The following is a 25,126-nucleotide window of genomic DNA, read 5'->3' on the forward strand; positions in this document are numbered from 1 at the left end:
CATGCTTTTACACAATAATCAGGTCAGGTTGACTCCCCGGGAGCGTGACATCCTGCTCAGGCTTACCGGGAGTGATCCCCATTATGTGACGACCCGGGATCAACTGAAAGAGTGGGCGGCCCGCCACCTGGAAGCCCTGCCCGGTGATGCCAGGGAAATACGCGAAATCAAAGCGGTTCTGCAGCGTTACCTGCCGCTCTGAAATTCTTCACCGGGGGAGTCATCAGGCTCCGCCGGCTCATCCAGCCTTATCAGTTTTCTCTCTTCTGCAGCGTGGACAAAGTGCCTGAAGATACGCCTGTGGCCGCCGTGATAAAGCAGGTATTCAGGATGCCACTGGATTCCCATCAGCCACTGACCGCGGGTGTTCTCTATCGCCTGCACGAAATGGTCATTATCCAGAGCGACAACACGCAGGTGCTGTCCCAGCCTCTTGATGGTCTGGCTGTGAATGCGGTTGGCACCAATCACTGGCTGGCGCATGACCTGTCCGAGACGGCTGTCGCTGACAATGCGGACAGTCTGCATGGGCAACAGCAGCGGGCGGTGACGGGTATTTACCCGCAGGGGGGTGACGTTCTGGCACAGCGAGCCGCCACGGAAAATATTGATGAACTGGGCACCCCTGCAGATTCCCAGCACCGGGATATTCAGCTCCTCCGCCCGGGAAAGCAGGCGAACATCAGTCTCATCCCGCCGCGGGTCATAATTCGCCGTGACCTGGGGTGCCTGACCATACCGGGAGGGGTGAACATGGGTGCCACCAGAGAGTACCAGGCCATCAAGCAGGGAAACATCCACCCTGGAGCCTGGGCGAATGAAATGGGTGCGCGCCCCATGCATGCGCAGGGCAAAGCTGATCAACCGATGCGCCAGGCTGCGGCGGGCAGGGCCACTGATCCCGATGGTGAGGCCGGGATGCTCCGGCTTTTCCTCGATGACGTCAGGCATAACTACGGGACCGCAGCCACTGCTCACAGGTATCGACCCAGCTATGGGTCAGGTTGTGAAAACTCAGCTTACGGCTTTTGCGGAACTCGGTGACCAGTTCCGCCAGATCGCCGGCGTTGGCGGCCAGTTGTTCCAGTACCACCCAGTCGTTCCATACCGTCGAGAAATGCCACAGAGGATTATCGATGTCGCAGTCCGGCAGCCGGTAGTGCAGGGTGGGCCTGCTCTTGATGCGCTCATCCTTTACGTACGCGGACAGAAGATCGCTGTTAAGGTGGGCAAACAGCGGCAGCAGGTCCAGCGCCTTGTTCCGGGTCGGGTTGTAGTGAAGGTAGTCCTTCATCAGTTGATCCATGTCCGGATCATAATCTTCAGCTACCAGCAGATCGGTATAGGTGCTGCTCCACGGTTCAATATAGCTGGTGAACTTGCGGCTCAGGTCAATCTGGTGACGTGTCTTCAGCCATTCGTACAGCGCTGCAAACGCCTGCAGATAACGCACCAGGGTGGAGGCCTTCAGGTCGGGAAGCTCCGGGTTCAGTTGCAGGCCGAATGCATAGTAGATGGCCTCCCGGCTGCCAAGAGCGCCCGCCTTGCGGAGCTCGTCACAGAGCTTTTCTATGCGCTCCAGCTCACTGAACGGTAGCGGAGGGCTGATGATCTCCAGAGGCACGATTTTCTCGGCTGCTGCGTCTATCACGCTCATTGCCTGGCCGCCAAGTTCCTGGACCGATTCCGGTAATCTCTGGTCTTGCAGATCCAGGTCTTTGATGGGGTCGGAATCCAGTTCGATGGTAAAAGCACCGACATCAGTTGAAATTTCCGATACATAACGCGAAACGGCCTTCGCCTCGCCGCCAAGCAGCTGGGATGAAAGGGAAACGAGCGCCTCGTATCCCAGGCCGGACAGTTCAATCTCCACACCGACTTTACGTTCCTTTCCGTCATCGGTTCTCATGATGTCCGGCATGCTGCATCTGTTGCTCATTAATGCGTCTCCACAGGGGGTTAGCGATACCTTACCACAGACCCATACAGTGAAAATGACCGTTGCCGGCCAAAACCTACAGGCGCTGGAAAAATTTCAGGCGCAGACTTTACACTGGATAAAACACTGTATATAGTCAAATCACTGTATATAAAAACAGGGCTAACCGGGGTCACCGAGACATGAAGCTGACAGCAAGGCAGACACAGGTACTGGAAATCATTCGTCGCTCCGTCGACGAGACCGGATATCCACCGACCCGAGCGGAAATTGCCGCAGAACTGGGGTTTCGTTCGGCCAATGCTGCTGAAGAACACCTCAGGGCGTTGGCCAGGAAGGGGGCCATCGAGATGGTTCCGGGAGCCAGCCGTGGTATCCGTCTTCCGGAAGTTGAAGCGGACCCGGGATTGCCGGTCATAGGCCAGGTGGCAGCCGGGAGCCCGATTCTGGCCCAGGAACACATTGAAGACCACTGTACGCTGCAGCCGGAATTTTTCTCGCCCTCGGCAGACTACCTGCTCCGTGTGCGCGGTATGAGTATGAAGGATATCGGCATCCTGGATGGCGATCTGCTGGCGGTGCACCGCACCAGCGATGTACATAACGGCCAGATCGTGGTGGCCAGGGTCGGTGAAGAGGTGACCGTGAAGCGGTTCCGCAAGGACGGATCCAAAGTGTATCTCATTGCAGAGAACGAAGAATTCGCACCCATTGAAGTGGATCTGGCAGAACAGGAATTATTCATCGAGGGTCTGGGTGTCGGAGTTATCCGGCGGTCCGATCTTCACTGATCCCCGACATTTCCGGCAGTGCTCAGCAGGGTGTCAATCTCCGCCGGGCTCAGCGTAAAGGCAGACGAGGCTTATCATGGAACAACTCAGCTTTAATCAGAACCAGGCGTATGCTCACGGAGGCGGCAGATTCGTCGGCCCGGAGGCTGCCGGTCTGAGCAGCCATGATGTGAAGCGTGAAACAGCGAACCGTTCACGCCCGGCGCAGCCGACAGGCAATGTGACGGAAATCATTCTCCCGGAAGGGCAGGTTGAAAATTTCCAGCTGCTGCTGCCGATGCTGACTCAGCTGAACCAGGAAAAGCGGTGGCTGGCCTGGATCGACCCGCCCCAAAGCCTGGTCAGCAAGTGGCAGACCATGCGCGGGATCGTGGCGGGCGAGCTGTTGGTATTGCGGTCCACTTCGGACTATCCGGCCCGGCAACTGGCAGAGCGGGCGCTCAGCGCAGGCACCTGTCATGCCGTCGTAATGTGGACGCGGAAGCTGGGGCGTGAAGCCCTGACTTCACTGGAGCAGGCTTCGGCGAGAGGAAACAGTCACGGCGTCGTCCTGCGCCAGCGCTGAAGTCTCAGCGGTGTGCGTCGTTCGGTGAAGTTGCCACGTCAATGAAGTGTATAAGAGGGCCGGATGTCATGCGCATCTGGCTCGTCTTCGTCCCAGTCAATATCATGAGCAACATTGCCTGCGGCCTCAATGCCGGCAGAAATCATGGCCTTGGCCACATTCATATCCCGGTCTTCCATCATTTCCCTGGCTTCGGCCGAGAACGATATTTTTACCAGCGGTTCGCTGTCGTCGTCGATACGGCGAAGTGCATAATCGCCGTTGCTCAGTTGTACAATTTCAAAAAATGAGGGTGACATTCAGTTAGCCTTTCAGTTCATTCCCCGGGTGTCGGCGGATAGCAGCGACGGGCTATGGTATTACCACTCGCTGTGCCGTTCCTCAAGGGTGTCGGTAAAGTGTTTGATGGCCGTCAGGGTTTGTTCCAGAGCCTGTCTTGATCTGTCCGGCCCGGTATCGGCAGAAACAGCAATCACGTTTTCATCACTCACGGTTTTCCTGGCCACTGGCGGATTGCCCTGATGTCGTTCCAGCTGATCAAGGTGGTTCCACCAACTGTTGGTCTCGCCAGCCAGTCGGGTCAGTTCCGTTGTCTCCGGGATGTCGCTTCCGAGCAACTCGATTAGTGCTTCCAGGCTTTCGGGCTGTGCCAGTTTCTCCTGATACATTCTTGCCACCATGACCAGAATCAGCTTCCTGGCGCGCAGACCGAGCTCCACCGCCCCCTGAACCAGTGCTTCCCGCGTTGGTACGCTGTCGTTCTCGTCCAACTGAGCCAGCAGGGTTCTGGCAAGAAAAATTTTCTGGGAAACCAGTGAATGCCACGGTGACGCCATGGAGTGACCTGTCTAACGAGCTGTGTCGAGCAATGGATTAACTGCCAATGATAACATTTCTGGCCAGGGATTTCTCCCTTCCCGTCAATCCGCGTGTCTTTGACAAGAAACTACAAAGATTCACTTGAAACGGTCGTTTGAATTTGGCAAAAAGGCGCCCGGTTGAGTGACTTTTGATCGTCTGGCGCGGAATTCCGTTAAGTGAAAAATCTTGACTGCCGGTTGTCCAGATCTGTTTCCGTGGAGGTGGAAGGGAATGCGTAACCATTTGGTCGCAGGTTTTACAGTGGCAATGCTCGGGCTTGCAGGTAGTAGCGTTTACGCGAAGGTTAGTGAGTCTGAAGCCGAGCGGTTGGGCAAAGAACTCACCCCCGTCGGTGCCGAAAGAAAAGGTAATGTATCCGGCAGTATCCCGGAATGGACCGGGGGGCTGACCACGCCACCCTCGGGCTGGAGGCCGGGGCAGGTGGAGATCAATCCTTTCCCGCAGGATGAGCCGTTGTTCGTGATCAACGCGGGCAATGTGGAACTTTACCGCGACAAACTTACCGACGGCCACATCCGGATGCTGAAGCAGTATGGTCCGGAATTCGTGATGCCGGTTTACCAGACTCGCCGTACGGCATCTTTTCCGGAACATGTCTACGAAAAGTCACGGGAGAACGCCCTCAGCGCTGAACTGTTGAGCAACGGCAACGGGGTTCGGAACACCATCATGACCAGCCCCTTCCCGATTCCCGAGGATGGTCTCGAGGTTATCTGGAACCACATTCTCCGGTATCGGGGTGAAGAGCTCACATTCCGGAGTTCTTCGGCGACTCCGCAAGTGAACGGTTCTTACAATCAGGTGGTGAACCAGTATGATTACTTTTTTGCCTACAGCCGTCGCGGGGCCGATCTGGAGGATATCGATAACAAGATTTTCTACCTGAAAACCGAAACCATCGCGCCCTCAAACCTGGCGGGCACCATCACTCTGGTTCACGAGACGCTTGACCAGATCCGCTCGCCGCGCCTGGCCTGGCGTTATGATGCCGGCTCGCGCCGCCTGCGCCGGTCACCGAACCTGGCCTATGAAACCGACCTGCCGAACTCGTCCTCGCTGAGGTCCGTCGACCAGAAAGACATGTATAACGGTGCTCCGAATCAGTATGACTGGGAGCTCAAAGGCAAGCGTGAAATTTTTGTGCCCTATAACGCCTACAGGCTTCATGATGAAAACATTCAGCCTGACGATGTTATTCGTCCGCAGCACATCAATCAGGAACTGACCCGCTACGAGCTTCACCGGGTATGGGTTGTCGAGGCGAAGCTGCGGACCGGTATCAGCCATATCTATTCCCGCCGGGTATTCTATGTGGATGAGGATAGCTGGCAGATTCTCGCGAGCGAAGAATATGACAGTGAGGGTGAACTCTGGCGCGTATCCGAGGCCCACAACATTAGCTATTACAGTGAGCCGGTGTTCTGGACTACCATGGAGATGACGTACGATCTCAAAGCGGAGCGTTACTATATTGATGGTCTGGACAATGGATTCCCGGCCTATGATTTCAAACCCGGCTTCCGCGGCAACCAGTTCTCGGCTTCAGCTGCCCGCAGGGCAGCTCGGCGCTGACGACAGTGATGGCCGGGGTTTTCGGATCCCCGGCCATTGTCCGGGCCATACAACGATACTGGAGACACAGGTATGTCGGTGCCGGAGCAACTGGAAGCAGTGGATACCCTGGTGGAGCACCTGAAGACCGCTCTTGCGGAAAAAAACTGGGAAGAACTGTCACGCCTGAACGAGCTGGTAAAGCCGACCATTGAACCGGTGATGGCCGCCCTGGAAGCCGGTGAGCTGAGCCCGGAGCCGGTACGACAACGACTGGCAACCCTTCAGACCTATTGTGACCGTGCCAATATTTCGGCAAATGAGGCCAAAGCCGAGGCCCAGAAAGCTCTCAAGGAGATTAATCAGAATCGAAGCGCGGCGAAAGCCTATCAGAACGTCTCCTCAAATCGTCCCAAATAGCGTCATAAAATTGACTCAGGCGCACTTACAGTCTTAAATACCGCTCACAAATCCCCGCAAGAGATTCGTTTGAATGTCGAAGAACAATAAGTTGCTGGTGCTCAGCGAGGACGACACGAGAAAGCGTGATATCGCCACCATACTTGAGTTTGTTGGTGAGGAAGAGGTTATTGCCGGTGAGGAAGCGCGCTTGATGCTTGCCAGTGGCGATGCGGCAACACTGGACGAGATCTCTGCTGTGGTCGTTAACGGCGAAGATTCGGGGGTGCACAAGACCATATCGTCGGTGTGCGACGCCACAGTGGGGGTGCCCGTGTTGATGATCGGGTATCCTGACCTGAAACCGCTGTCCGAGGAACACGCCAGCCGGGTGATTGCCCGCATGGAATGGCCCCTGAACTACACCAAATTTGTGGATTCGCTGTATCGTGCCCAGATTTACCGTGACCAGTTTGCCCGGTCCCGGGAGCGTGGCAAGCAGCGCGGGTTACAGCTTTTCCGCAGCCTGGTTGGTACCAGCCGCAAGGTGCAGTCCGTTCGTCAGCTGATGGAACAGGTTGCAGACAAGGATGTGAGCGTGTTGATAACCGGCGAATCCGGCACCGGCAAAGAAGTGGTGGCTCGTAATCTGCATTACCACTCCGCCCGCCGTGACAAGCCCTTTGTCCCGGTCAATTGCGGCGCCATTCCAGCAGAGCTGCTCGAAAGTGAGCTGTTCGGCCATGAGAAGGGCGCCTTTACGGGCGCCATCACCGCCCGCGTTGGTCGATTCGAACTGGCCGAGGGCGGCACCCTGTTTCTTGACGAAATCGGCGATATGCCTCTGAACATGCAGGTCAAGATACTGCGGGTATTGCAGGAACGTACCTACGAGCGCGTGGGCAGTAACCGCACCCAGTCCGCCGACGTGCGGGTAATTGCGGCCACCCACAAGGTTCTGGAGGACATGATCGAGAGCGGTGATTTCCGCGAAGATCTTTACTATCGCCTCAATGTGTTCCCCATCGAAATGCCGGCTCTGCGGGAACGGGTAGAAGACATACCGTTGCTGATCAATGAGCTCATCTCCCGTATGGAGAAAGAAAAACGCGGATCACTGCGAATGAACTCGGCAGCGATCATGAGCCTCTGTCGCCATGACTGGCCGGGCAATGTCCGGGAGCTGGCAAACCTGGTAGAGCGCCTCGCCATTATGCATCCTTACGGGGTGATCGGGGTGCAGGAGCTGCCCAAGAAGTTCCGCTATGTGGACGACTACGATGAGAATCGCCCGGTGGAGGATTCGGGCATGCCTTCCAGTATTCCGGGGCTGGTGGGGCTGGATGCACCAGCGTTGTTGCCGGTGAACGGTATTGATCTGAAGGACTACCTCTCCAACCTCGAGAAACAGCTGATCCAGCAGGCGCTGGATGAGGCCGGGGGAGTGGTGGCCCGGGCGGCAGAGAAACTGCGGATTCGACGGACGACCCTGGTGGAAAAGGTCCGGAAGTACGGGCTTCGGGACGAGGAGTCCGAGGAAAATTAAGTAGCCCATAGCGGCTATCAAACGGCGTCAAAGGTTTGTAACCTGCGACGCCGTTGTTGTTTCAGGGGTGACGGAAACTCGTCATCTCTCCTTTCAGTAATTCCTCTACTACTTGAAATATAAACAAAAAGTAAAGTTGGCACAGTGCTGGCTTAGTACTGATCAAACGATCCATCCGATTGGTACGGGCCGGGCATGGCCCGGTCAGAGGGCGAGTTTATGAGTCAGTTGCATTTTGTTGGTTTGTCGTCGGCGAAGGGGGCCTCCGTCGTTAAGGACTCTTCCGCCAATGCGGCAGCGGATGTCAATGACAAGGTGACCGCGTTGTTCCCCGAACAGGATGATGAAGCTGTGGGTACGGCGCTGGACCTGTTCAATCAGATGTCCCGGCAGATTACTGATTCCTACCGTACCCTGGAGTCTCGTGTAAACCAGTTGTCCGGGGAACTGTCTGCAGAGTCACGGCAGCGTCAGGCGGAGCTGGAGCAGAAGGAGGAGCTGGCAGATCGTCTTTCCACGTTGCTCCATGCGCTTCCGGCAGGCGTGGTGGTTCTCGACAGCCAGGGTGTGGTGACCCAGACGAATCCAGCAGCCATTACGTTATTGGGGGAACCCCTTGGCGGAGAGCGCTGGGTGGATGTGATTCGCCGCTGCTTTGCGCCGCGTCGGGACGACGGTCACGAGGTATCGCTCAAAGATGGCCGCCGGGTGAGTATCGAAATCCGTACCATGGAGAATCAGCCAGGGCAGTTGATCCTGCTGACGGATCTGACCGAGACCCGTCATCTTCAGGCACAACTGGCCCATGCCCAGCGCCTGTCGGCCATGGGGAAGATGGTGGCGTCACTGGCCCACCAGATTCGCACGCCGTTGTCTGCCGCCATTCTGTATGGAGGTCACCTCAGCCAGGATGATCTGGACGAAGAGATGCGGCAGCGTTGCGCCTCCCGCCTGATGTCCCGTCTTACCCACCTTGAGCAGCAGGTTCGCGACATGCTGATTTTCGCCCGCGGTGAAACCCGGCTGGCGGAAGAGCTGTCTGCCTCTGCGTTGGTGCAGGCGCTGGGGTCGGCGCTCGATGGGCTGAAACTTCCCGTCGGTGTTTCCGTGGAGCTGGACAGCGAGGCCGACGAAGAGACGATGATGTGTAATCGCGATGCGCTGGTCGGTGCCTGTACAAACCTTGTGAATAACAGTGTGGAAGCAGGCGCAACGAAGGTTAAAGTTGCCATTGCTTCTGCCAGCGGTGAGCTGGTGGTTCGGGTAGCGGATAACGGCCCCGGATTTTCTCCGGAACAGACCGGCCAGCTGCTGGAAGCCTTCTACACCACCAAGTCCCATGGCACAGGACTGGGGCTTGCGGTTGTTCAGGCCGTTGTGAAGGCACACCAGGGCCGCTTTGACATTGAATCGCCCGCTGTTGGGGGCGCTGTTGCAACCATTTCGCTGCCATTGCTGCGTTCGCCGTCGGCCAGTGGCCGTCGCCCGCAGCCACACCAGAACAACTGACCGGAGGCAATCATGGCCAAGGCCCAAATTCTGATCGTTGAAGATGACCACGATCTGCGCGAAGCGTTGGTGACCACGCTGGAGCTGGCAAAGTTCCGGGTGCGGGAAGCTGCTGATGCAAGGCAGGCGCTGGCGCAACTGGCCGAGTCGCCAGTAGACATGGTGGTCAGCGACGTGAACATGCCCGGTATGTCCGGCCATGACCTGCTGCATGAAATACAGAGGTTGTATCCGGGATTACCCACCATGCTGATTACTGCCTACGGCCAGATCAGCCATGCGGTTTCTGCCATGCAGGCGGGCGCTATTGACTACCTGGTCAAGCCGTTTGAACCGGCAGTACTGGTCGACGCAGTCAGCAAGGTTGTGGGCGGCAGCCGCCAGAAAAGTAGTGACGAGCCCGTGGCGGAAGACCCCATCAGCAAGCGCATGTTCCAATTGGCGGCAAAGGTAGCCGGGAGCGACTCAACGGTAATGATTTCCGGCGAGAGCGGAACCGGCAAAGAAGTGCTGGCACGCTATATACACCAGCAGTCGCCCCGTTCCGATCAGCCTTTCGTTGCCATTAACTGTGCAGCGATTCCCGAAAACATGCTTGAAGCCATCCTGTTTGGTCACGAGAAGGGCGCCTTCACCGGCGCCGTGGCATCGTCACCCGGTAAGTTTGAACAGGCCAACGGCGGTACCATTCTGCTGGATGAGATTTCGGAAATGGATCTGGGCCTGCAATCCAAGTTGCTTCGGGTGTTGCAGGAGCGTGAGGTTGAGCGGGTGGGTGGCCGCAAGACGATTGTCCTGGACGTTCGGGTGATTGCAACGACCAACCGTGACCTGTCCGACTATGTCCGCGAGGGTAAATTCCGGGAAGACCTGTATTACCGGCTGACGGTGTTTCCCATGCACTGGCAGCCTCTGCGCGAGCGCACGCTTGATATCATGCCGCTGGCCAGCGCCCTGCTGAAAAACCACTGCCGCAAAATGAAACTGACCGGCGTAACCTTTGCTCCTGACGCCAGAAGTGCGCTCATGGCCCATCAGTGGCCCGGAAATGTTCGCGAGCTGGACAATGCCATTCAGCGGGCACTCGTGCTTCACCAGGGCAATGTGATTCATGCCGGCGACTTATGCCTGGAGCTGGGCATTACCGGGCGGATGGACAGCGGCTCAGCGGCCGTCTCTCAGCAGTCCGCACCTCAACAGTCGTCTGAAACAGCCATGCAGGCGGACGAGGGAGCAATCGGCACCCTGGATAGCCCGGGTATCGATGATCTTTCGCCCACTTCCCTCGGTGACGAGGTTCGCCAGCGTGAATTCCGGATTATTATCCAGACACTGAAAAAGGAACGCGGCCGTCGTAATCGGGCAGCGGAACAACTGGGTATCAGTCCCCGCACACTCAGGTACAAACTGGCGCAGATGCGGGATGCCGGCATTGATCTGGACGCTGAACTGGCTGCTGCCTGAAGCCCTCTTAGACTCCTTCGTTCGGCACCTTCGGGTGCCGTTTTTTTATGGGCTCGTCAAAAGACCGTCACCGGTTCATCCCTTGTGCTCAAAACTTGCATTAACTTTCTGAAAAACAGGCAATAATTATTGTTGGCCTGTGGTTTGCTTATATCCCGGAAAGTAATATCCAGTTCAATGGCTTGCCCGCCAAATGGGTAATCCGGGGAGTGAATCATGGTTCAGCGTGCTGACATCAACAGTGTTCTTTCTGAAATCCGCAACATGCGCTCGCAGATGATGGAGAATCAGCGGGTTGAGCAGGATAACAATATCCGCGGCCGGCTGGATGGACCTTCCCGCATTCAGGAAAGCCCGGAAACCCCGAAATTCAGTGACATGCTCAGCCACGCGGTGGGGTCAGTGAACGAACTTCAGCAGTCGTCCAGTGATCTCAAGACCGCTTATGACATGGGAGACCCCAATGTGGATATTACCCGTGTCATGATCGCCTCCGAAAAGGCGTCCATTTCCTTCGAGGCACTGACCCAGGTTCGTAACCGGGTGGTCAAGGCTTACGAAGACATCATGAATATGCCGGTTTGATAGCGGAGCAGACCCATGGCCAGTTTACCTGCCGAAACTTCATCCTCGAATATGCCCGCAGCGCGGGACGACGACTCCGGCGAAAGCCGTAGTGACCTGATATTCGGGTTCAACCGGCTCAACCTGTTACGGCAGGTAGGCCTGATGGTAGGCCTTGCTGCCAGTGTCGCCCTCGGTGTTGCCGTGGTTCTGTGGGCGCAGGAGCCCAATTACCAGCCGGTGGTCGGGGATATGTCCGGTTACAATCCCCAGGACGTCACCACAATCCTTGACAGCAGCGGTATTGATTACCGGATGGACCCCCGTACCGGAGCGCTACTGGTCCCCTCCGATGAGGTCTATAACGCCCGCCTCAAGCTGGCTGCCGAAGGTGTGACAGACGAACAGACGATGGGATACGAACTGCTGGATCAGGATCGTGGCCTGGGAACCTCCCAGTTCATGGAAACCATCAGCTTTCGCCGCGGCCTCGAAGGAGAGTTGGCCCGCACCATCAGCAGTATGCGTACGGTGCGTTCCGCCCGCGTGCATCTGGCCATTCCGGAGCGTTCGGTTTTTGTTCGTGATGCCCGCACGCCGACAGCGTCGGTGTTTCTGGAAGTCATTGCCGGCCGTCGGCTGGAGCATGAACAGATTGCCTCGATCATAAACCTGGTTGCCGGAAGTATCCCGGAAATGTCGAAAGAGAATGTGACGGTGGTTGACCAGAGCGGCAACCTGCTGACGGGACGAGAAGACGGTGGCGATACGCGCCAAATGGAAGACCAGTACGATTACACCGCACGAGTCGAGGACCGGCTGACGCGCCGGGTTGCGTCTCTGGTGCGTCCCGTGGTCGGTGACGGCCGCTTCCGCGCCGAGGTGACGGCAGATCTGGATTTTTCGTCTGTAGAGCAGGCAGAGGAGTTGTTTAACCCTGAGCAGCAGGCCGTGCGTAGCGAGCGCAAGATGTCCGAGCGTCGGGCCGCTGGGAGTGCAGGGGGTATCCCCGGTGCACTGTCCAACCAGCCCCCGGCCCAGGCTGCTGTACCGGAACAGGCCAACGGTGATGACGAGGGCGGGGCACCGCCGGCTCCTGTGAATGTGCGTGAGGAATCAACCCGCAACTACGAAATGGACCGCACGGTCAGCTATGTGCGCCAGGAACTCGGGCGGGTGAAACGGTTGTCGGTAGCCCTTGCCGTTGACGATATGAAAGTAATCGACCCGCAGACGGGTGAAGTCAGCTACGAACCCTGGCCGGAGCAGGAACTTCAGCGCCTGACCATGCTGGTTCGTGATGCTGTTGGTTATTCGGCGGCCCGGGGCGACAGTGTCACGGTGATGAATACCGCTTTCGCGGCCCAGGAACAGGTGGAATTTGAGGCCCCGGGGTTCTGGGAACAACCCTGGTTCTGGGACCTGATGAAACAGGTCCTGGCGGGGCTGGTTATTCTGGTACTGGTACTGGGTTTGCTCCGCCCGACCCTTAAAAGTCTCTCTGGTGGCGGTCGCAGTGAACGCCGGGGTGATTCGGATGATGACGGCTATGAAGGGCTGGATGGCATTGAGGGTGGCGATGCCCTGCGTGAAGCCATGCACTCACAGGACGATCTGCTTTTGCCGGGGGCAACAGACAGCTATGATAGGCAGTTGAATGCACTGAAAGGCCTGATTGCGGAAGACCCCGCGCGGGTCTCCCAGGTGATGCGCCAGTGGGTGAATGTCGATGACTGATGAAAACAACCGCCAGCCTGAGGCCCCGCAAAAGCCCCAACGGAAAATTCCCCGGGTAGAGCAAGCGGCGATCCTGCTGATGTCGCTGGGCGAAAACGACGCTGCCGAAGTGCTCAAACACATGGGCCCGAAAGAAGTGCAGCGGGTGGGCGTGGCCATGGCGCAGATGAAGGATGTCAGCAAGGACGATGTTACCTACGTGCTCAACCAGTTTGTCGAGGCCGTGGGCGGCCAGACTGGTTTGGGCGTTGGCAACGATGATTACATCCGCACCATGCTTACCCAGGCCCTGGGTGATGACAAAGCGTCCAGCCTGATTGACCGGATTCTTATTGGTGGTAATACCACCGGCCTGGACACACTGAAGTGGATGGAGCCCCGTGCGGTTGGTGACATCATTCGCTACGAGCACCCACAGATTCAGGCCATTGTTATTTCCTATCTGGATCCGGACCAGGCCGCTGAAATCCTGGGTACTCTGGACGACAAGGTGCGCCTGGATGTGATGATGCGGGTGGCGTCCCTTGAAAGTATCCAGCCCCAGGCGCTCCAGGAATTGAACGATATCCTCGAGAAGCAGTTCTCAGGTGGTTCCGCCGCCCAGACCAGTCGCATCGGCGGGGTCAAGCGGGCAGCCGACATCATGAACTTCATGGACCGCAGCGTCGAGGGTGGCCTGATGGATTCCATCAAGGATATGGATCCCGACCTGGCCTCCACCATCGAGGATTTGATGTTTGTCTTCGACAATCTGAAAGATATTGATGACCGTGGTATCCAGGCACTGTTGCGGGAAGTCTCCTCCGAGGTTCTGGTGGTGGCACTGAAGGGCGCCGACGATGGCGTTCAGGAGAAAATTTTCAAGAACATGTCCAAGCGCGCTGCCGAATTGCTGCAGGATGACCTTGAGGCCAAGGGGCCGGTGCGGGTCAGCGAAGTGGAGTCGGCCCAGAAAGACATTATCACCATCGCCCGCCGTATGGCCGAGGCCGGTGAAATCACTCTTGGCGGTTCCGGCGAAGAAATGATGTGATGAAAGATTCCCGTCGCAACCTCGACCGCATTCCCAAGGAAAATCTCACCGCCTATGAGCGCTGGGAGCTTCCTCTGCTGGACGCCCGGGGCAACGAAGTTGCGCGGGAAGAGGAGCGGGATGTAAAGCCGCTGACCGCGGCCGACATTGACGAAATCCGCCAGGCCGCCCATGACGATGGCCATAACGAAGGCCGTGAGGCGGGGTACCAGGCGGGGTTCAGTGAGGGCCTGGAGAAGGGCCGCCAGGAAGGGTTCGAAGCCGGCTTTGCGGAAGGGCGTGAGCAGGGCACGGAACAGGGCCTGGCGGAAACCCGAAAGGAAGTGGATGTGAAGCTCGACCGGCTGGAACATCTGCTGGGTGAGTTGCTGGTTCCCATCCAGCGCCACGAAGACGAGATTGAAACCGCGCTTGTTAACCTGACGACCGTACTCGCCCGCGCTATTGTGTTCCGGGAGCTTTCACTGGATTCCTCTCATATCGCCGAGGTGGTCCGGTGCGCAATGGCCTCCCTGCCATCGACCACAGAAAACGTACGGGTTCATGTTCATCCCGAGGATTACCAGTGGGTCAGCGAGGTTGCCGGAAAGTTCGAGGCCGCCACCTCCATCGTGGAGGATGACTCGATTCTGCGGGGTGGCTGCAAACTGGAGACCCGCCACAGCCTGGTGGACTTCACCGTTGAAAAGCGGTTCCAGAAAGCCATTCAGGGCATGCTCGACAAACAGCTGGATACTGAGAAAGCCGTTGAGGGGGAAGAGCTTGGCGCCATGATGAGCGATCTCACCGACTTCCAGCACGGCGTGCTTGACTCCGATGAGAGCACGGACAAGGGTGAGGGCAATGACGGCGCACCTGGCTGAACGCCTCGCAAGATTACAGGGTTCCTTTACCGACGAGCTCAGGCCTGAGCTATCCGGGCGGCTGACACGCATGGTTGGCCTGACTCTGGAATGTGTGGGCTGCCCCATGGTGGTGGGTGATCGCTGTGTGATTACCGGTCAGGGTACCGGCACTGTTGAAGCGGAAGTGGTGGGTTTCGAGGATGACCGTGTTTACCTCATGCCACTGACCGCCATTGAAGGGTTGCGCCCCGGCGCCAGGGTGGTGCCGCTGTCGGTGGCCAGCCGTGTACCGGTGGGCCCGGAGCTGCTGGGGCGGGTGGTGAACGGCAATGGCGAACCGCTTGATGGCAAGGGGCCATTGCAGGCGGAAGCGCGGGTGTCGCTTAGTGGCGATATCATCAATCCGCTGGACCGGGCTCCGGTTCGCCAGTCCATGGATGTGGGCATACGGGCGATCAATGCATTGATGACGGTGGGGCAGGGGCAGCGCCTCGGGCTTTTCGCCGGCAGCGGTGTTGGTAAAAGTGTGTTGCTGGGTATGATGACGCGCTTTACCAACGCGGATATCACCGTGGTCGGGCTGATCGGAGAGCGTGGCCGCGAGGTTAAAGAGTTTATTGAGGATATCCTGGGGGACGAGGGCCTTGACCGTTCCGTGGTCGTGGCTTCGCCCGCTGATGATTCGCCGCTGATGCGGCTGCGTGCTGCCATGTTGACCACCCGTATCGCGGAATACTACCGGGACCAGGGCAAGCGGGTGCTGTTACTGATGGACTCGCTCACCCGATACGCCCAGGCTCAGCGGGAAATTGCTCTGGCCGTTGGTGAACCGCCGGCCACCAAGGGTTATCCCCCGTCGGTCTTCGCCAAGCTGCCGCAATTGGTGGAGCGAACCGGCAATGGCCGCCCCGGCGGTGGCTCGATAACCGCATTCTATACCGTACTGACGGAAGGCGATGATCAGCAGGACCCCATTGCCGACGCCGCTCGGGCGATCCTTGATGGCCACATCGTGCTGTCTCGGCGGCTTGCGGAAGAGGGGCACTATCCCGCCATTGATGTCGAGGCCTCTATCAGCCGAGTTATGCCCCAGGTGACGGAAACCGAACACTTTTCCCGTGCCCAGCGTTTCAAGCAGGTGTATTCCCGTTACCAGCAGGCACGGGATCTGATCAGTGTGGGTGCTTATGTGAAAGGGTCCGATCCGGAAACCGATTTCGCCATAACCCATATCGGCAATATGGGGCAGTTCCTGCAACAGGGGCTGAACGAAAGCGCACCCCTCGACGAAAGCGTCCGGCAATTGCTGGCGGTGGTTCCTGAAAGGCGGTCTGCCGACCGTCCCAAAATGCCACCGGCAGCCACCGGAGGCCCTAGCTGATGTTGCGATCCCAGCGGCTGGCAGTGGTGCTGACCCTTGAGGAACGCAAGGAAAAGGCGGCACTGAAGAAAATGGCCGAGGCCCAGAAACATCACGAAGCCCAGCGCCAGCAGATCGAGAATCTGGAGCGCTACCAGAAGGAATATCGGGACCAGATTCGCAGCAGTCAGCAGGGCGTGGTGTCGGTGGCACGGCTGCAGGGCTGGCAGGCATTTATTGCCCAGCTGGATCAGGTGATTGGCCAGCAACAGAAACTGCTTGCCCAGGCCGAGGATCGGCTCAGGGTCTGCCGTGAGGAGTGGCAGAAAGCCTGGGAGCGACGCCGAGGCATGGAAAAATATATTGAAACCTGCCGCCGACAGGAGCAGCGGGAGCAGGATCTGAGGGATCAGAAACTGATGGACGAGGCTGCCGGCCGGAATTTCGCCAGGCGACGTTGAAACGTTTGCTGACGTTGTACCACGGGTGCAAAATCAGTGTGGTGAGCTATCCTTTACCACAAGATGCCCCAGAGGCTCACGTTGTTACCTGTAAACAAGCCCGTACATCATGGAGGCACCGGAATGCCGATTCAGACGCATCGCAGTGAGGATGGTCAGACCCTGACCATAAAAATTGAAGGGCGCTTTGACTTCAGTACCCATCAGGCCTTCCGTGATGCCTATGAACATGGTGACGAAAACGTAACGGCGTTTGTGGTGGATCTCTCCGATACGACCTATCTCGACAGCTCTGCTCTGGGCATGTTGTTGTTACTGAGAGACTACGCCGGTGGCGACAGTGCGGAAATTCGCATAGAAAACTGTAACAGTGATGTGCGTCGAATACTGTCCATATCCAATTTCGAACAGTTGTTTGCGATTCGCTGAACGATCACATCGCAGGGTCGCGGAGGTTCGTTGTGGATGATTCACTCTCAGACAACCGGCCGCTGAGGATTCTGATCGCCGACGACAGCGACAGTGACCGACTGATTCTCAAGACCCTCCTTCGTCGTCTTGGTCATGAAGTGGAAGACGCCAGAAACGGCGAGGACGCGGTCGGAATTTTCCGCCACTGTGGAGCGGATATAGTATTGCTGGATGCGCTGATGCCAGTGATGGACGGGATGGAAGCCGCTCGTCACATCAAGGCGCTGGCGGGCGAGCGACTGGTGCCACTGATATTTCTGACCTCTCTTTCAGATGCGGATGCGCTTGCCCGCTGCCTGGAGGCCGGTGGCGATGATTTTCTGACCAAGCCCTATAATCGCATCATCATTGAAGCCAAGATCAATGCATTCAACCGCATGCGGCTGATGCACCGCACTCTGAGCCAGCAACGCGACCTGATCCGCGATCGTAACCGACAGCTTCTCGAAGAACAGGAAATTGCCAAGCGGGTGTTTGATAACGTCGCCCACACCGGCTGCCTCAACGCGACGAATATCCGCTATCACGCCTCGCCCATGTCTATTTTTAACGGCGATGTTCTGTTCGCCTGCCCCCGTCCGGCAGGGGGTATGCAGATACTGGTTGGCGATTTCACCGGCCATGGCCTGCCGGCAGCCATTGGTGCCATGCCGGTTGCTGAAATTTTCTATGGCATGACCAGCAAGGGGTTCAGCGGTAGTGATGTGCTACGGGAGATAAATCAGAAGCTCTGCCGGATACTGCCTGTTGGAATGTTTTGCTGCGCCGCAATGATCCAGGCGGATTTTCATCTTAATCAGTTACAGATATGGAACGGTGGGCTGCCGGATGGCGTTCTCCTGAAGAGGAATGGAAAAAGCGAGACCATCGCCTCCCGACACCTGCCGCTGGGTGTGCTCGGCACCGCACGTTTTGATGCCCGAATGGAGGTGTTTCGTACGGAGCCGGGGGATACCCTGCTGATGATGACTGATGGTGTATTGGAGGCCGAGAACCACCGCGGCGAGATGTATGGCGAGGAGCGCCTGAAGCGCTCGCTGGACGTCGCCGGCAATACCGGCTCACCGTTCGATGCGGTTATGACAGGCATTCATGCCTTCACCGGCAAGCAACCGGAACAGGATGATGTCACGCTACTGTCGCTGGAAATGGTCGAGGAATCCGAGCTGGAAGGGGTTTCGGAACGATTGCCTCAATCGGCACTGGAAGGTCCCGCGGAGTGGCATTGCGTCTACGAGATTCAGGATCGTTCGCTGGGGCAATTCAGCCCGTTGCCGTTGTTGCTTCATATCTGTATGGAGGTGCCCGGGCTGCGCCGCAAGAGTGGAGAAATCTACACGCTGTTGTCTGAGTTATACACCAATGCCCTGGAGCATGGTGTATTGGGCCTGTCGTCGGAGTGGAAGGCCACGCCGGATGGCTTTGGCCGTTACTATGCGGAGCGGGAGCTGCGTTTGCAGTCCGTATCAGACCATTTCATCCGGTTTACCCTGACCCATACCATGACGGCGCAGGGGGGGCAGCTGACGATTGTCTGTGAAGACAGCGGCAGCGGGTTCGATTACGGTGACGTCTCCGACGCAGGCAACGAAAGTGGCTATTCCGGGCGAGGGCTGATGCTTTTGCGGAAGCTGGGACATTCTCTCACCTTCCGGGAATATGGTACCCGGGTAGAAATTGTATATGATTGGCATTTTTCCGAGGTTGCTGCCCGTGAGGGCAGTACCAACACATAGACAGGGGGTTGGTCATGACGGACAAGCCACACCTTGATCAGGAAGCACTCGCTGAGTTGCAGGATGTAATGGAAGACGAATTCGACATCCTGATTACCACATACATCAAGGATTCCTCGGATCGTATCGCACACCTGCGGTCGGCTCTGGAACAGAAAGACGCAGACAGTTTTTCCAAGTCCGCACACAGCTTCAAGGGCAGTTGCATCAATATTGGAGCCCCCAGACTGGGTGAGCTCTGCTCTGAGGCGGAAAAGGCCGGGCGTGACAATCGCCTGGGGGAAGCTGCGGTTATGGTCGATGCCATAGAAAGCGAATTCGGGCGGGTAGAGGTCACTCTCCGACGGTTTCTGGAGTAGTACAGCGTAAATGGTCTTGCTTCTGCCCCGAATGGCATTGCTTTTGCTACCTCTTGCTCAATAGCCCGGTAACGCAGACAAATGCACTCCGATCAGCAAAAAAGCGGCAAGAGGTTGCCATGTCCCAAATGGTTCTTCCCCAGACATCCCCGAAGGCGCAGCCCGATAACGGCATAAAGCCAGCCTCGGGCGGCCGTGAGAAAAGCGGTGACAGTGAGTTCGATTCGGTTTCCCGCGCCGAACAGCAGCGGCTCGACAAGAAACAGGCCGAAAAGCGGGAGCAGGCCCGTAATGACGAATCGGCCCGCAATGAACAGGTGCGTCAGGACAAAGAGAACAGCACGCGCCCTGACGACCGCCAGGAAGCCGCTTCGGCCAAAGAAACCCCCGCTAAAGACACCAATGCCGGGGAAGAGGCCGGGGAGTCAGCGGTAACGGCTGATGCCGCATCCGGGAATTCCGATAGCAGGCCGCAGCAAGCGGCTGAGGACAACACTCCGGAAGAAGCCATTCCACTGACGTTTGCCGGCCTTCAGGCTCTGTTGATGCCGGCTGGTAAGGGTGACGGCGGTGCCATGCCTGTGGCAGCCGGGCCCGGTAACGGCCAGGCCGGTGTTGGTGGCGTGGTTCCGGGCCGGCAGGCCATTGCCGGAATCATGGCCGGCCTGCCTGGGGCGACCGGCAGTAAACCGGGCCAGGGCAATGGTACCATTGTCGGCGCGGGGGCGGGGCTGACACTGGCCGAGGGGCTGATGTCCGGCTTGACGACTGATGTCGGCCGCACCCAGGAGACGCCGTTGGTTCAGGGGGCGTTACGCTTTCAGGCGGCAGCAGAACTGGCCACTCAGCAGGCGGCGAATCCCAACAGCGTCAGGCTTCCAGCCGACGCAGCCGCGTTGCGGGGATACACTACCTCTATCGATGTGCCGGTCAACCACGCGGAATGGGGCGACAAGCTGGTTGGCAAGCTGACCTGGCTGACAGCACGCAACATGTCCGTTGCTGAAATACATCTGACACCACCGGATATGGGCCCGATGGAAGTGCGGGTCCAGGTTCAGCAGGAACAGGCCAATATAACCGTGCATTCGGCCAATCCCGCCGTGCGGGATCAGCTGGAACTTCACAGTCACCGCCTCAGGGACATGCTGAATGAGCAGGGGTTGTCCCTCGAGCAGTTCGACGTATCCGACCCTCCTCAGCAACAGGCTGGGGAAGAGGGCCCCGGTGAACAGGGCGGAAATGGCCGTGGTGCCCTCGCCGACGGGGGCCTGGATGAGCAGGACCTGGAATCGGAATCCCTGGATCTGACCTGGAAAGGTGAAGTTGATATCTTCGCCTGACCGGAATGGCTTTCCCCGGTAATTCTTCTTTTGCCCATCCTCCGTCGCAAGGCTAAACTGCTGTGCGGATGAGGAGGATTGGGCTTTCTGGCCCGTCCTTTGCTTATACCTTCATATAACCTGTCTGGTTGACGGATTTCTGGCAGAAGCACGTTATGGCTGAAGATAAAACGCCCGAAGCGGCGCCGGCGAAGAAAGGCAAACTCAAGCTTATTCTGCTGCTGGTAGTGGTAGTTGTTCTGGCGATAGGGCTCTCCGTGGTCGGAACAATGTGGTTCCTCAAGGGGGGCATTCCCGGCATTACGGGTGGTGACGAGGAAGAGGTTGCGGAGCAGACCGACGTTTTCGTGCCCAGCACCTATACCGTGTTGGAGAAGGCGCTGGTCACAACGGTGCAGGCAGAGGGCCGGCAGCGTTACGCTCAGGTCTATCTTGCACTGGAAGCAGACAATCCCGAGGCTCTGGCCGCCGCCAGCATGCATATGCCATTGTTGCGGAGCCGGCTGATCACAGTGCTCGGGGACAGGAGTTTTGACGAGCTGCAGACGCCGGAAGGCAGGCAGGCGTTGGCTGATGATATGCTGGCGACCGTTAACGATGCTCTCGAGCAGGAAAGCGAGCCTCCGTTATTGAGGGTGCTTTTCAGGAATTTCGTCGTTCAATAGCGAGTTCGTCAGCGAGTTCATAAAGTCGCTCAACCAATAGCTCAACAGGCCCGGCCAGGGCGGACACAGGGGCAGAGAAACATATGCAGGACCTACTGTCACAGGACGAAATCGACGCGCTTCTCCACGGTGTGGACGATGGCGACATTGATACCTACGACGAGACCGATGAGGCCGGCATCAAGTCCTACGACCTGGCCAGCCAGGATCGTATTGTCCGTGGCCGCATGCCCACGCTTGAAATGATCAACGAGCGTTTTGCCCGCTACACCCGTATCAGTCTTTTCAATTTGCTGCGCCGTAATGCGGATGTGTCCACCGGTGGCGTTCAGATCATGAAATTCGGCGAATACATCCACACGCTGTATGTGCCTACCAGCCTGAACCTGTGCAAGGTTCGCCCCCTGCGTGGCACATCTCTGTTTGTGCTGGATGCAAAGCTGGTGTTCAAGCTGGTGGACAATTTCTTTGGTGGTGAAGGCCGCCACGCCAAGATTGAAGGGCGCGAATTCACGCCGACGGAAACCCGAATCGTGCAGATGGTGCTGGACCAGGTGTTCCATGACATGAAGGAAGCCTGGCACGCGGTTCTGAAGGTGGATTTCGAATATCTCAGCTCCGAGGTAAATCCAGCCATGGCCAACATTGTCAGCCCCAGCGAAGTGGTGGTGGTCAGCACCTTCCACATTGAACTGGATGGCGGCGGCGGAGAGCTGCACATGGCGCTGCCGTATTCGATGATTGAGCCTATCCGGGACGTGCTGGACGCGGGTGTGCAGAGTGATATTGACGATGTGGACGAACGTTGGGTCAGCGCGCTTCAGGAAGACATCAAGGAAGTTAACGTGCCTGTTAATACAACGGTGTGCCGGCGCCGCATTTCCCTGCGCGATATCGCCAAGCTGAAAGAAGGCGACATTATTCCGGTGGAAGTTCCCGAATTTCTGACCCTGACTGCTAACGGTATCCCCATCTACAAAGCCACGATGGGTACCCGGGATGGCAAGCTGGCACTGAGAATCCATGAGCGGGCAACGGTGCCCAAGGTGAAAAAGCAACTGAAGGTGGGACGCAACAATGGCTGATGACGACAAGAAAGACGAGCAGGAGCTCAGTGAAGACGAGAAGCTCGCTGCCGAGTGGGAATCTGCCATGGAAGAATCTGGCGATGCCGACGACGATGGCCGCGAGGACGAATGGGCGGCTGCCTTGGCGGAAGCCGGTGAAACAGGGGATGACAGTGGCGACAGCAAGGACCATGTTCGTGCCGCGCCGATGGAGGAGTTTCCGGAAGGCTCGAATTTCAGCCAGGGCGGCGGCCCGGCACCCGATCTGGACGTTATTCTCGATATTCCCGTCACCATCTCCATGGAAGTGGGCAACACCCAGATTCCGATTCGCAACCTGTTGCAGTTGAACCAGGGCTCGGTGATTGAACTGGACCGCCTGGCAGGTGAGCCGCTGGATGTGCTGGTTAACGGCACCCTGATTGCCCACGGGGAAGTGGTAATGGTCAACGAAAAATTCGGTATTCGCCTGACAGACGTCATCAGCCCCGGTGAACGCATCAAGCGGTTGCAGAAGTAGTATGGCTCTGGCTCGCAAAGGATCTGGCAGCGTTTTCGTGGCGCTACTGGTACCAGCCCTGGTGGTTGCCCAGGAGGCGGCACCCCCTGCGGAGGAAGTGACCTCCGCTCCTGATACGCTGATTACCATGCTGACGCTTGGAGCCGGCCTGCTGGCGGTGTTGGCGCTTATTTTCGGGTGTGCCTGGATTGTCAGGCGCATGGGCGGAATGACCGGCGGCAATACCCGGGCCATCAAGGTGGTGTCGGTGATGCCCATGGGCACGCGGGAGCGAATAGCGTTGATCGAAGTTGGGGGCACACAGATTCTTGTTGGCGTTACCCCGTCGACGATTCGCACACTGCACGTATTTGACGAGCCGGTTGTGAGTGCCGGCGAGCCTGTATCCGGCGACTTTGCCCGTAAACTCCAGGGCATGATTGGCAAGTCCTGGGGCTCCGGTGCTTCGAAGGACGGTTCCTGATATGTGGATGCGTCTCCTTGCCTCGCTGGCGCTAGTACTTTTCGCCACCTGGGCGCCATCGGCGCTGGCGGATATACCGGGAATTCCCGCTTTCACCGTAACGCCGGGCGAAGAAGAGGGCGTACAGGAATACTCGGTATCACTGCAGATACTGGCGCTGATGACCGCGCTGACCTTCCTGCCAGCGATGCTGATGATGATGACGTCGTTCACTCGCATCATCGTGGTGTTCGCCATACTCCGTCAGGCCCTTGGCCTGCAGTCCACGCCGTCTAACCAGATCCTTCTCGGGCTGACACTGTTTCTCACCATCTTCATCATGAAACCGGTGCTGGAAGAGGTGAACGAGGTGGCACTACAGCCCTACATGGAAGAGGAGTTGAGCTCGCTCGAGGCGGTGGAACAGGCCAGCCAGCCGTTCCGCAAATTCATGCTGGCGCAGACCCGTGAAAGCGACCTGGGCCTGTTCATGCGAATTGCCGACGAACAGTACGCCACACCGGAGGATGTCTCCTTCTGGGTTCTGTTACCGGCCTTTGTGACCAGCGAGCTGAAGACCGCCTTCCAGATCGGGTTCATACTGTTCATCCCATTTCTTATTATCGACATGGTGGTCGCCAGTGTGCTGATGGCGATGGGTATGATGATGCTGTCACCGATCATCATATCGCTGCCGTTCAAGATCATGCTGTTTGTACTGGTGGATGGCTGGGCCCTGATCATGGGCACCCTGGCCGCCAGTTACGGGATATAGGGGAGGGCACCCATGACACCCGAAACCGTTATCGACATACTTCGTGAGGCCCTGTGGATGATTGTCCTGCTGGCGAGCCTGATCATCGGCCCTGGCCTGGTGATCGGCCTGGTGGTCAGCACCTTCCAGGCCGCCACCCAGATCAACGAACAGACCCTGAGCTTCCTGCCCCGGCTGCTGATCACGCTGATCACGATTATCGTTTTCGGCCCCTGGATGCTGACCCAGCTTCTTGATCACGCGGAACGGCTGATTACCAGCATTCCCTACCTGATCGGCTGACCCGGGCATGCCCACGGAAATATCAACTGACCTGATTAACCAGTGGATTGGCCAGCACCTGTGGCCGCTTTTCCGTTTGGCCAGCTTCATGATGGTCATTCCCTTCATCGGCACCCAACTGGTGCCGGCACGGGTCCGCCTGGGGCTGGCATTGCTGATTACCATCCTCGTGGTGCCGATGATTCCCCCGGTTCCCCAGATGGACGCCTTCAGCGCGGATGCGGTAGTGATCACCCTTCAGCAGATACTGATCGGCGTAGGAATGGGCTTTGCCCTCACAGCACTTTTCCAGCTATTCGTGGTGGCCGGCCAGATGATCGCCATGCAAATGGGTCTTGGCTTCGCCTCCATGGTGGACCCCGCCAACGGCGTCAATGTACCCGTACTGGCTCAGATCTATACCATTACCATCACCTTGCTTTACCTGGCCATGAACGGCCATCTGGTGGCTTTTGAAGTCTTTATCGAAAGCTTCTACACGCTTCCCATTGGCCTGGAAGGGCTGGGGCAGGCAGGTGTGTGGGAACTGGCCCACCACATAAGCTGGATATTCGTGTCCGCACTGCTACTGGCGTTGCCGGCGGTCACAGCTGTGTTTATCGTCAACATCTCCTTCGGCGTTATGACCCGCGCAGCCCCACAAATGAATATTTTTGCCCTGGGTTTCCCGATTGGCCTGATTTTTGGATTATTTGCCATATGGGTACTGCACGCCAATTTTCTGCCGCACTTCGAGCAGTACACCAGAGAGACGTTCGAATTTATGCGTAACCTGCAGGGTCAGCCATAGATCTGACTCTGGAATTCGCAGAGGTCGGTG

The 25,126-nt window shown here is 57.6% G+C and carries 29 protein-coding genes; 25 read left to right on the top strand and 4 right to left on the bottom strand.

Going from position 1 to position 25,126, the window contains the following annotated elements:
* Position 1: 1 nt before the first annotated feature.
* Positions 2–202: a hypothetical protein gene (locus tag ABJM11_RS06725; RefSeq protein WP_155939962.1), complete on the top strand. Its 201-nt coding sequence runs from the start codon at positions 2–4 to the stop codon at positions 200–202.
* Here ABJM11_RS06725 and ABJM11_RS06730 read toward each other — a convergent pair.
* Together ABJM11_RS06730 and ABJM11_RS06735 are read right to left on the bottom strand one after the other, a co-directional pair.
* The gene (locus tag ABJM11_RS06730; RefSeq protein ID WP_348294982.1) at positions 187–951 is read right to left on the bottom strand and encodes a type 1 glutamine amidotransferase; all 765 of its coding nucleotides are present in this window, start codon (positions 949–951) and stop codon (positions 187–189) included. The genes ABJM11_RS06725 and ABJM11_RS06730 overlap by 16 nt on opposite strands.
* Positions 944–1,939, bottom strand: coding sequence for an amidoligase family protein (locus ABJM11_RS06735; RefSeq protein ID WP_348294983.1), 996 nt, complete (start codon positions 1,937–1,939; stop codon positions 944–946). The genes ABJM11_RS06730 and ABJM11_RS06735 overlap by 8 nt, the downstream gene beginning before the upstream one ends.
* 182 nt (positions 1,940–2,121) lie before the next feature.
* Here ABJM11_RS06735 and lexA point away from each other — a divergent pair, with 182 nt between their 5' ends.
* On the top strand, positions 2,122–2,730 hold the full coding sequence (lexA, locus tag ABJM11_RS06740) for a transcriptional repressor LexA (protein WP_348294984.1): 609 nt from the start codon (positions 2,122–2,124) through the stop codon (positions 2,728–2,730).
* Between the two features lie 76 nt (positions 2,731–2,806).
* The gene (locus tag ABJM11_RS06745) at positions 2,807–3,295 is read left to right on the top strand and encodes a SulA-like leucine-rich domain-containing protein (RefSeq protein WP_348294985.1); all 489 of its coding nucleotides are present in this window, start codon (positions 2,807–2,809) and stop codon (positions 3,293–3,295) included.
* Positions 3,296–3,333: 38 nt separating this feature from the next.
* Here ABJM11_RS06745 and ABJM11_RS06750 read toward each other — a convergent pair whose 3' ends face one another.
* Together ABJM11_RS06750 and ABJM11_RS06755 are read right to left on the bottom strand one after the other, a co-directional pair.
* Entirely contained in the window at positions 3,334–3,594 is a 261-nt protein-coding gene (locus ABJM11_RS06750) for a hypothetical protein (RefSeq protein WP_348294986.1), read from the bottom strand.
* Positions 3,595–3,654: 60 nt separating this feature from the next.
* Positions 3,655–4,131 (bottom strand): DUF6586 family protein, encoded by a 477-nt coding sequence (locus ABJM11_RS06755; RefSeq protein ID WP_348294987.1) that lies wholly within the window; start codon positions 4,129–4,131, stop codon positions 3,655–3,657.
* Positions 4,132–4,387: 256 nt separating this feature from the next.
* Here ABJM11_RS06755 and ABJM11_RS06760 point away from each other — a divergent pair, with 256 nt between their 5' ends.
* The 22 genes from ABJM11_RS06760 to fliR all read left to right on the top strand — a co-directional run bounded on the left by ABJM11_RS06760 (position 4,388) and on the right by fliR (position 25,096).
* Positions 4,388–5,749, top strand: coding sequence for a DUF1329 domain-containing protein (locus ABJM11_RS06760; protein WP_348294988.1), 1,362 nt, complete (start codon positions 4,388–4,390; stop codon positions 5,747–5,749).
* Positions 5,750–5,821: 72 nt separating this feature from the next.
* Positions 5,822–6,148 carry an SOS cell division inhibitor gene (locus ABJM11_RS06765; RefSeq protein WP_348294989.1) on the top strand — a complete coding sequence of 109 codons (327 nt, stop codon included), beginning with the start codon at positions 5,822–5,824 and terminating at the stop codon, positions 6,146–6,148.
* A 73-nt stretch (positions 6,149–6,221) separates the two neighbouring features.
* On the top strand, positions 6,222–7,673 hold the full coding sequence (locus ABJM11_RS06770) for a sigma-54 dependent transcriptional regulator (RefSeq protein ID WP_348294990.1): 1,452 nt from the start codon (positions 6,222–6,224) through the stop codon (positions 7,671–7,673).
* A gap of 219 nt (positions 7,674–7,892) precedes the next feature.
* Positions 7,893–9,182, top strand: a complete 1,290-nt coding sequence (locus tag ABJM11_RS06775) for an ATP-binding protein (protein WP_348294991.1) — start codon at positions 7,893–7,895, stop codon at positions 9,180–9,182.
* Between the two features lie 12 nt (positions 9,183–9,194).
* On the top strand, positions 9,195–10,646 hold the full coding sequence (locus ABJM11_RS06780; RefSeq protein WP_348294992.1) for a sigma-54 dependent transcriptional regulator: 1,452 nt from the start codon (positions 9,195–9,197) through the stop codon (positions 10,644–10,646).
* A gap of 216 nt (positions 10,647–10,862) precedes the next feature.
* Complete coding sequence (gene fliE, locus ABJM11_RS06785) at positions 10,863–11,231, top strand: flagellar hook-basal body complex protein FliE (RefSeq protein WP_348294993.1); 369 nt, start codon at positions 10,863–10,865, stop codon at positions 11,229–11,231.
* Positions 11,232–11,246: 15 nt separating this feature from the next.
* Positions 11,247–12,947, top strand: coding sequence for a flagellar basal-body MS-ring/collar protein FliF (gene fliF / locus ABJM11_RS06790; protein WP_348294994.1), 1,701 nt, complete (start codon positions 11,247–11,249; stop codon positions 12,945–12,947).
* Positions 12,940–13,980, top strand: a complete 1,041-nt coding sequence (gene fliG / locus ABJM11_RS06795; protein WP_348294995.1) for a flagellar motor switch protein FliG — start codon at positions 12,940–12,942, stop codon at positions 13,978–13,980. The genes fliF and fliG overlap by 8 nt, the downstream gene beginning before the upstream one ends.
* A complete protein-coding gene (locus ABJM11_RS06800) occupies positions 13,980–14,843 on the top strand; it encodes a flagellar assembly protein FliH (protein WP_348294996.1) in 864 nt (287 codons plus the stop codon). Before fliG ends, ABJM11_RS06800 begins: the two co-directional genes overlap by 1 nt.
* On the top strand, positions 14,824–16,206 hold the full coding sequence (gene fliI, locus ABJM11_RS06805; RefSeq protein WP_348294997.1) for a flagellar protein export ATPase FliI: 1,383 nt from the start codon (positions 14,824–14,826) through the stop codon (positions 16,204–16,206). The genes ABJM11_RS06800 and fliI overlap by 20 nt, the downstream gene beginning before the upstream one ends.
* Positions 16,206–16,646 (top strand): flagellar export protein FliJ, encoded by a 441-nt coding sequence (gene fliJ, locus ABJM11_RS06810; RefSeq protein ID WP_348294998.1) that lies wholly within the window; start codon positions 16,206–16,208, stop codon positions 16,644–16,646. Before fliI ends, fliJ begins: the two co-directional genes overlap by 1 nt.
* A gap of 123 nt (positions 16,647–16,769) precedes the next feature.
* The gene (locus tag ABJM11_RS06815; protein ID WP_348294999.1) at positions 16,770–17,075 is read left to right on the top strand and encodes an STAS domain-containing protein; all 306 of its coding nucleotides are present in this window, start codon (positions 16,770–16,772) and stop codon (positions 17,073–17,075) included.
* A 32-nt stretch (positions 17,076–17,107) separates the two neighbouring features.
* Complete coding sequence (locus ABJM11_RS06820; protein WP_348295000.1) at positions 17,108–18,853, top strand: fused response regulator/phosphatase; 1,746 nt, start codon at positions 17,108–17,110, stop codon at positions 18,851–18,853.
* Between the two features lie 14 nt (positions 18,854–18,867).
* Entirely contained in the window at positions 18,868–19,212 is a 345-nt protein-coding gene (locus ABJM11_RS06825) for an Hpt domain-containing protein (protein WP_348295001.1), read from the top strand.
* A 119-nt stretch (positions 19,213–19,331) separates the two neighbouring features.
* Entirely contained in the window at positions 19,332–20,555 is a 1,224-nt protein-coding gene (locus ABJM11_RS06830) for a flagellar hook-length control protein FliK (RefSeq protein ID WP_348295002.1), read from the top strand.
* A 155-nt stretch (positions 20,556–20,710) separates the two neighbouring features.
* Positions 20,711–21,220 (top strand): flagellar basal body-associated FliL family protein, encoded by a 510-nt coding sequence (gene fliL / locus ABJM11_RS06835; protein WP_348295003.1) that lies wholly within the window; start codon positions 20,711–20,713, stop codon positions 21,218–21,220.
* 83 nt (positions 21,221–21,303) lie between these two features.
* Positions 21,304–22,305 (top strand): flagellar motor switch protein FliM, encoded by a 1,002-nt coding sequence (gene fliM / locus ABJM11_RS06840; RefSeq protein WP_348295004.1) that lies wholly within the window; start codon positions 21,304–21,306, stop codon positions 22,303–22,305.
* A complete protein-coding gene (gene fliN / locus ABJM11_RS06845; RefSeq protein WP_348295005.1) occupies positions 22,298–22,807 on the top strand; it encodes a flagellar motor switch protein FliN in 510 nt (169 codons plus the stop codon). The genes fliM and fliN overlap by 8 nt, the downstream gene beginning before the upstream one ends.
* A gap of 1 nt (position 22,808) precedes the next feature.
* Positions 22,809–23,270: a flagellar biosynthetic protein FliO gene (gene fliO, locus ABJM11_RS06850; RefSeq protein WP_348295006.1), complete on the top strand. Its 462-nt coding sequence runs from the start codon at positions 22,809–22,811 to the stop codon at positions 23,268–23,270.
* Between the two features lies 1 nt (position 23,271).
* Positions 23,272–24,024, top strand: coding sequence for a flagellar type III secretion system pore protein FliP (gene fliP / locus ABJM11_RS06855; RefSeq protein ID WP_348295007.1), 753 nt, complete (start codon positions 23,272–23,274; stop codon positions 24,022–24,024).
* 12 nt (positions 24,025–24,036) lie between these two features.
* Positions 24,037–24,306 (top strand): flagellar biosynthesis protein FliQ, encoded by a 270-nt coding sequence (fliQ, locus tag ABJM11_RS06860; RefSeq protein WP_348295008.1) that lies wholly within the window; start codon positions 24,037–24,039, stop codon positions 24,304–24,306.
* 7 nt (positions 24,307–24,313) lie between these two features.
* Positions 24,314–25,096, top strand: coding sequence for a flagellar biosynthetic protein FliR (gene fliR / locus ABJM11_RS06865; RefSeq protein ID WP_348295009.1), 783 nt, complete (start codon positions 24,314–24,316; stop codon positions 25,094–25,096).
* The last annotated feature ends 30 nt before the right edge of the window (positions 25,097–25,126 follow it).

Source organism: Marinobacter sp., from assembly GCF_039977835.1.
Lineage (GTDB): Bacteria > Pseudomonadota > Gammaproteobacteria > Pseudomonadales > Oleiphilaceae > Marinobacter.